Origin of the sequence: Delftia sp. ASV31, assembly GCF_016428765.1 — a bacterium.
Lineage (GTDB): Bacteria > Pseudomonadota > Gammaproteobacteria > Burkholderiales > Burkholderiaceae_C > Comamonas > Comamonas acidovorans.
Window position 1 is genome coordinate 1 of record NZ_JAELTK010000159.1, and the last position, 4,709, is coordinate 4,709.

General features: G+C 67.4%; 3 protein-coding genes, 2 tRNA genes and 1 pseudogene. 3 read left to right on the forward strand and 3 right to left on the reverse strand.

Translation table 11 applies throughout. The features are described from left to right. Both JHD82_RS28475 and JHD82_RS28480 read left to right on the forward strand, forming a co-directional pair. Positions 1–316 (forward strand): annotated as a pseudogene (locus tag JHD82_RS28475) (peptidoglycan-binding protein); the annotation flags it as partial. Between the two features lie 27 nt (positions 317–343). Next, the gene (locus tag JHD82_RS28480; protein ID WP_199140231.1) at positions 344–2,713 is read left to right on the forward strand and encodes a CHASE2 domain-containing protein; all 2,370 of its coding nucleotides are present in this window, start codon (positions 344–346) and stop codon (positions 2,711–2,713) included. 74 nt (positions 2,714–2,787) lie between these two features. On the opposite strand, the gene JHD82_RS28485 is transcribed toward JHD82_RS28480, so the two are convergent. The 3 genes from JHD82_RS28485 to hrcA all read right to left on the reverse strand — a co-directional run bounded on the left by JHD82_RS28485 (position 2,788) and on the right by hrcA (position 4,191). Further along, a tRNA-Arg gene (locus JHD82_RS28485) sits at positions 2,788–2,864 on the reverse strand. Between the two features lie 176 nt (positions 2,865–3,040). Next, positions 3,041–3,119 (reverse strand) — tRNA-Ile (locus tag JHD82_RS28490). Between the two features lie 67 nt (positions 3,120–3,186). Further along, positions 3,187–4,191 carry a heat-inducible transcriptional repressor HrcA gene (hrcA, locus tag JHD82_RS28495; RefSeq protein ID WP_012207217.1) on the reverse strand — a complete coding sequence of 335 codons (1,005 nt, stop codon included), beginning with the start codon at positions 4,189–4,191 and terminating at the stop codon, positions 3,187–3,189. Positions 4,192–4,221: 30 nt separating this feature from the next. Here hrcA and JHD82_RS28500 point away from each other — a divergent pair. Beyond that, on the forward strand, positions 4,222–4,709 hold a 488-nt coding region (locus tag JHD82_RS28500; RefSeq protein ID WP_199140233.1), incomplete at its 3' end, for an NAD(+)/NADH kinase.

Genomic DNA, 4,709 nt, shown 5'->3' on the forward strand with positions numbered 1-4,709 from the left:
GCAGATGGGCGACGGCCCGGCCGAAGGCAGCCGCCAGATCCGCTGGAGCGGCGAGCCCGGCCAGCGCTACCACGTGATGGTGGCGCGCGACCAGGAGTTCACCGCGCCGCTGGTGGACCTCTGGACCGACCAGCCGCAATGGAGCACCGAGGAGCTGCCCGCAGGCAGCTACTACCTGCGCCTGCAGATCGAGGATGCCAACGGCCTGCGCAGCGATTTCTCGGCCGCGCGCCAGTTCCGCACCGGCAGCTGGATCGTCGACGCCAGCGGCGAGATGATGCATTCGGGCAACGGAGAGCGCCTGCAGCGCCAGTAGCCGTGCCCGTTCATTCCCTGACCGCGCTTGTCCACCCAGCCGCCCCCGCCTGACAGCCCCGCCACGCCGGCGCAGCCAGCGCCTGCGCGTGGCCGTGGACTGCGGCGGGACTGGCTGCTGCTGGCGGCGGGCCTGCTGTCCCTGACGTTCTGGCTCAGCGGCGACGGGCAGCTCGACCGCATCAACGGCTTCGTCCAGGACACGGCCAGCTGGCTGCACCGCCCCAAGGCATCGCAGGACATCGTCATCGTCGCCATCGACGATGCCAGCATCGACGCCATTGGCCGCTGGCCCTGGCGCCGCGCCCTGCACGCCGGCCTGCTGGAGCGCATCAGCCAGGCACCGCCGCGCGCCATAGGCCTGGACGTGATGCTCAGCGAGGAAGACCTGGACTACCCCGGCGACGACCTGCTGCTGGCGCGCGTTCTGCAGCGCAGCGGCCGCACCGTCTTGCCCGTGGCGCCAGGCAGTGGTCCGCTGCCGGCCTTCGCACAGGCCGCAGCGGCGCTGGGCCATACCCAGCTGCCCGTGGACGCCGATGGCGCGGTGCGCGGCTTCCATGCCATAGAAGGCAGTGCGCAGCAGCCCTGGTGGCACATGGCGCTGGCCCTGCACTGCGTGGGCGAGAACGGCCGCGCATGCGCCCGCCCGGAGCCCGTGCCGCCCATGGACCCAGACGCACCCTCCTGGCAACGCCGCCAGCAGGAGATCATTGCCTTTGCACAGGCCAGGCCGGAGCAAGGCGCCAGGGACCGCTCGCCCTTCACCACCTATTCCTACATCGACGTGCTGCGCGGCCGCATTCCTGCAGCGGCATTCCGCGGCAAATACGTGCTCATCGGCACGACGGCCACCGGCCTGGGCAGCCGCTTCACCGCACCGCTGGGCACCAGCGCGCGGCCCATCTCCAGCGTGGAGATGCTGGCCCATGTGCTCAACGGCAGCCTGCAGGGCTCGCATGTGCATCCCGCGTCGGCCACGCTCAACCGTGCGCTCAATGCGGCAGCCGTGCTGCTGGCCCTGCTGGCCCTGGCCTGGCTGGGCCCGTCGGGCGGCATGCTGGCCTGCGCGCTGCTGGCCCTGGCCTGCCTCTCTCTGGCCGGGCTTGCACCGCGCCTGTGGCAGGTGCAGACGGCGCCTGCAGCCGGCCTGCTGGGCCTGGCCCTGGCCTATCCGCTATGGAGCTGGCTGCGCCTTCGCGCCGCCGCGCGCTTTCTGGCGCTGGAGCTGCGCGACCTGCAGGGGCAGGGCCTGCCCACCGCGCTGCGCCTGGGCGGCGACCTGCTGGACCAGCGCATCGCGGCCGTGGAGCAGGCTTCGCGCCAACTGCGCGCCCTGCACCATTTCGTCAGCGAAAGCCTGCGCCAGCTGCCCTCGCCGACCTTTGTCTGCGACCGGCAGGGCCATGTGCTGCTGGCCAATGCCGCAGCCCACGCCTATGCGCGCAGCCTGGGGCATGACCTCAGGGCCGGCGATGCCCTGCCCCGGCTGCTCGATGGCCTGCGGGCACTGGACACGGCAGCCGGCGCATCCGCCGGCCAGCCCTTGCTCACGCCCGAGGCACTTGCCGCCCACGGCCTGCCGCCCAGCAGCGAGGGGCGCGACCCCATGGGACGCAGCCTGATGCTGCTGACCCAGACCTTCGAGGCACCGCCGACCACGGGCTGGCTGATCACCCTGGTCGATATCAGCGATCTGCGCAGCGCCCAGGCCCAGCGCGATCTGGCAATGCAGTTCATCTCGCACGACATCCGGGCGCCCGTGGCATCCATCATCACCTTGCTGGAGATGCAGCGCGGCGCCGTACAGGCGCCCGACCTCGGCCTCCTGCTGCCGCGCATCGAAGGCTATGCCCAGGCCTCCCTGCAGCTGGCCGACGATTTCGTGCACCTGGCACGCGCCCAGCAGCAGGCGCTGCGCCGGGAACGGCTGGACCTGGGCCTGGTGCTGGACCAGGCCGTGGAAAGCTGCTGGGCCCAGGCCTCTGCGGCCCACGTGCAGCTGGAGTTCCACCTGCCCGAACAGGAATGCCCCGTACTGGGCGACGCGGGCATGCTCCACCGCGCGGCCGTCAACCTGATCGGCAACGCCATCAAATACGGAGCGCGCGCAGATCAGGCAAACCCCGCCACGGTGCAATGCCTGCTGCAGCAGGACGCAGGCCATTGCCGCATCACCATCCGGGACCACGGGCCCGGCATGGATGGGCAGGCAGTCGCCCGGCTGAGCCAGCCGTTCGAGCGCCTGGACCATCACCAGCACCTCGACGGCGTGGGCCTGGGCCTGGCCTTCGTGCGCACCGTGGCCGCCCGCCATGGCGGGCAGCTTGAGATAGAAAGCACGCCCGGCCAGGGCAGCGCCTTCAGCATCGTGCTGCCGAAAGCGCAACAGGCCTGACTGGCATTTCAGGGATGCAGATGCGGAAAACGAAAAAGCCCTGAAGTCTTTCAACTTCAGGGCTTTGCGTTTTTTGGTGCGGCTGGCAGGAATCGAACCCACGACCCCTTGGTTCGTAGCCAAGTACTCTATCCAGCTGAGCTACAGCCGCAACGCTTCGCATTGTAGCAGCGGGTTTTGGGGCTCCCGGACAAAAGCGCCATATTTCTGCAAAAAACCGGCGACCGCATTCCCTGGCAACCGGGCGATGGCCCGCCATGCGGCAGCCGTGCGCCCAGCAAAAAAGCCTGCCGCCCGGAAAGGCGGCAGACTTTTCATACCAATGGATGGTAGGGCCTCCCAGAGTCGAACTGGGCACCAACGGATTATGAGTCCGCTGCTCTAACCAAGCATGAGCTAAGGCCCCTGATTCACCAAGGCAGCACGGATGCAGGCCATGGCAAACAACTATTGTAGAGCCTAACCCGCAGGACTCAGCGCTTGTGACTCAGCGCATTGCTGACGAGCTTGGAGGTGATGTCCACGATCTGGATCATGCGGTCGTAGTGCATGCGGGTGGGCCCGATCACGCCCAGCGTGCCCACCACCTTGCCGTCGAGCTCGTAGGGCGCGCTGACCACGGACAGCTCCTCGAAAGGCACGACCTGGCTTTCACCGCCGATGTAGATGCGCACGCCTTCCGCCTGGCTGGAAAAATCCAGCAGCCTGAGGATCTGGGTCTTTTGCTCGAACAGGTCGAAGGCGCGGCGCAGATTGCCCATGTCGCTGGAGAAATCGCTGACCGACAGCAGGTTGCGCTCGCCCGCGATGACCACGTCCTCCTGGGCGCTGGTCATGGCTTCCGTGCCGATGTTGACGGCCGCCTGCATGAGCGTGGCCACCTCGCCGCGCAGCAGCTCCACCTCGCCCTTGAGGCGCTCTCGCACCTCTTCCATCGCCAGGCCCGCGTAGTGGCTGTTGAGGAAGTTGGAGGCTTCGATCAGCTGCGAGGACGAGTAGTCCACGTCGGTGAAGATGACGCGGTTTTGCACGTCACCGTCGGGCGATACGATGATGACCAGAAAGCGCCGCTCCGACAGCCGCACGAATTCGATGTGCTTGAACACCGAGGTGCGGCGCGGCACCAACACCACCCCCACGAACTGGGAAAGGCTGGACAGCAGGTTGGCGGCGTTGGCGATGACTTTCTGCGGCTGCTCGGGCACGAGCTCGGGCGTCACGATATCGGCACGGTCTGCAGTGAGCATGGTGTCCACGAACAGCCGGTAGCCCCGGGCGGTCGGAATGCGGCCCGCCGAGGTGTGCGGGCTGATGATCAACCCCAGGTCTTCGAGGTCAGCCATCACATTGCGTATCGTGGCAGGCGACAATTCAAGCCCCGACGCACGCGACAGGGTTCGCGAGCCCACAGGCTGGCCGTCAGCGATATAACGCTCGATCAGCGCTTTGAGCAACAACTTGGCACGTTCGTCGAGCATGTGATGATTTTAATGATGTAATTTCCAGAAATGACGTCCACGTTTCGCCACGTTGCCTTGATCGGGAAGTACCACGCTCCCAGCGCAAGCGCCCCGTCCGAGAATGCCAGCAACGCGCTTGAGCGCATTGCGGACTTCCTCAGGCGCCAGGGCTGCGAAGTCGTGCTTGATACCCAATCGGCCCTGCACGCAGGGCTCACAGACTACCCCACCCTCGATGTCGATGGCCTGGGCAGGCATTGCGACCTGGGCCTGGTCGTCGGCGGCGACGGCACCATGCTCGGCGTGAGCCGGCACCTGGCGCAATACGGAACGCCCCTGATCGGGGTGAACCAGGGCCGCCTGGGCTTTGTCACCGACATCGCGCTGGAGGACTTCGAGGCCACGCTCACGCCCATGCTGCAGGGCGAATACGAGGAGGACCTGCGTCCCCTGATGTGCGCCCGCGTGATCCGCGACGGCCAGTGCGTGTTCGAGGCCCTGGCCATGAACGACGTGGTGGTCAACCGCGGCGGCAC

Excerpts from the sequence above, each read along its gene's own strand:
- hrcA (WP_012207217.1), bottom strand. The coding sequence starts at position 4,191 with ATGCTCGACGAACGTGCCAAGTTGTTGCTCAAAGCGCTGATCGAGCGT.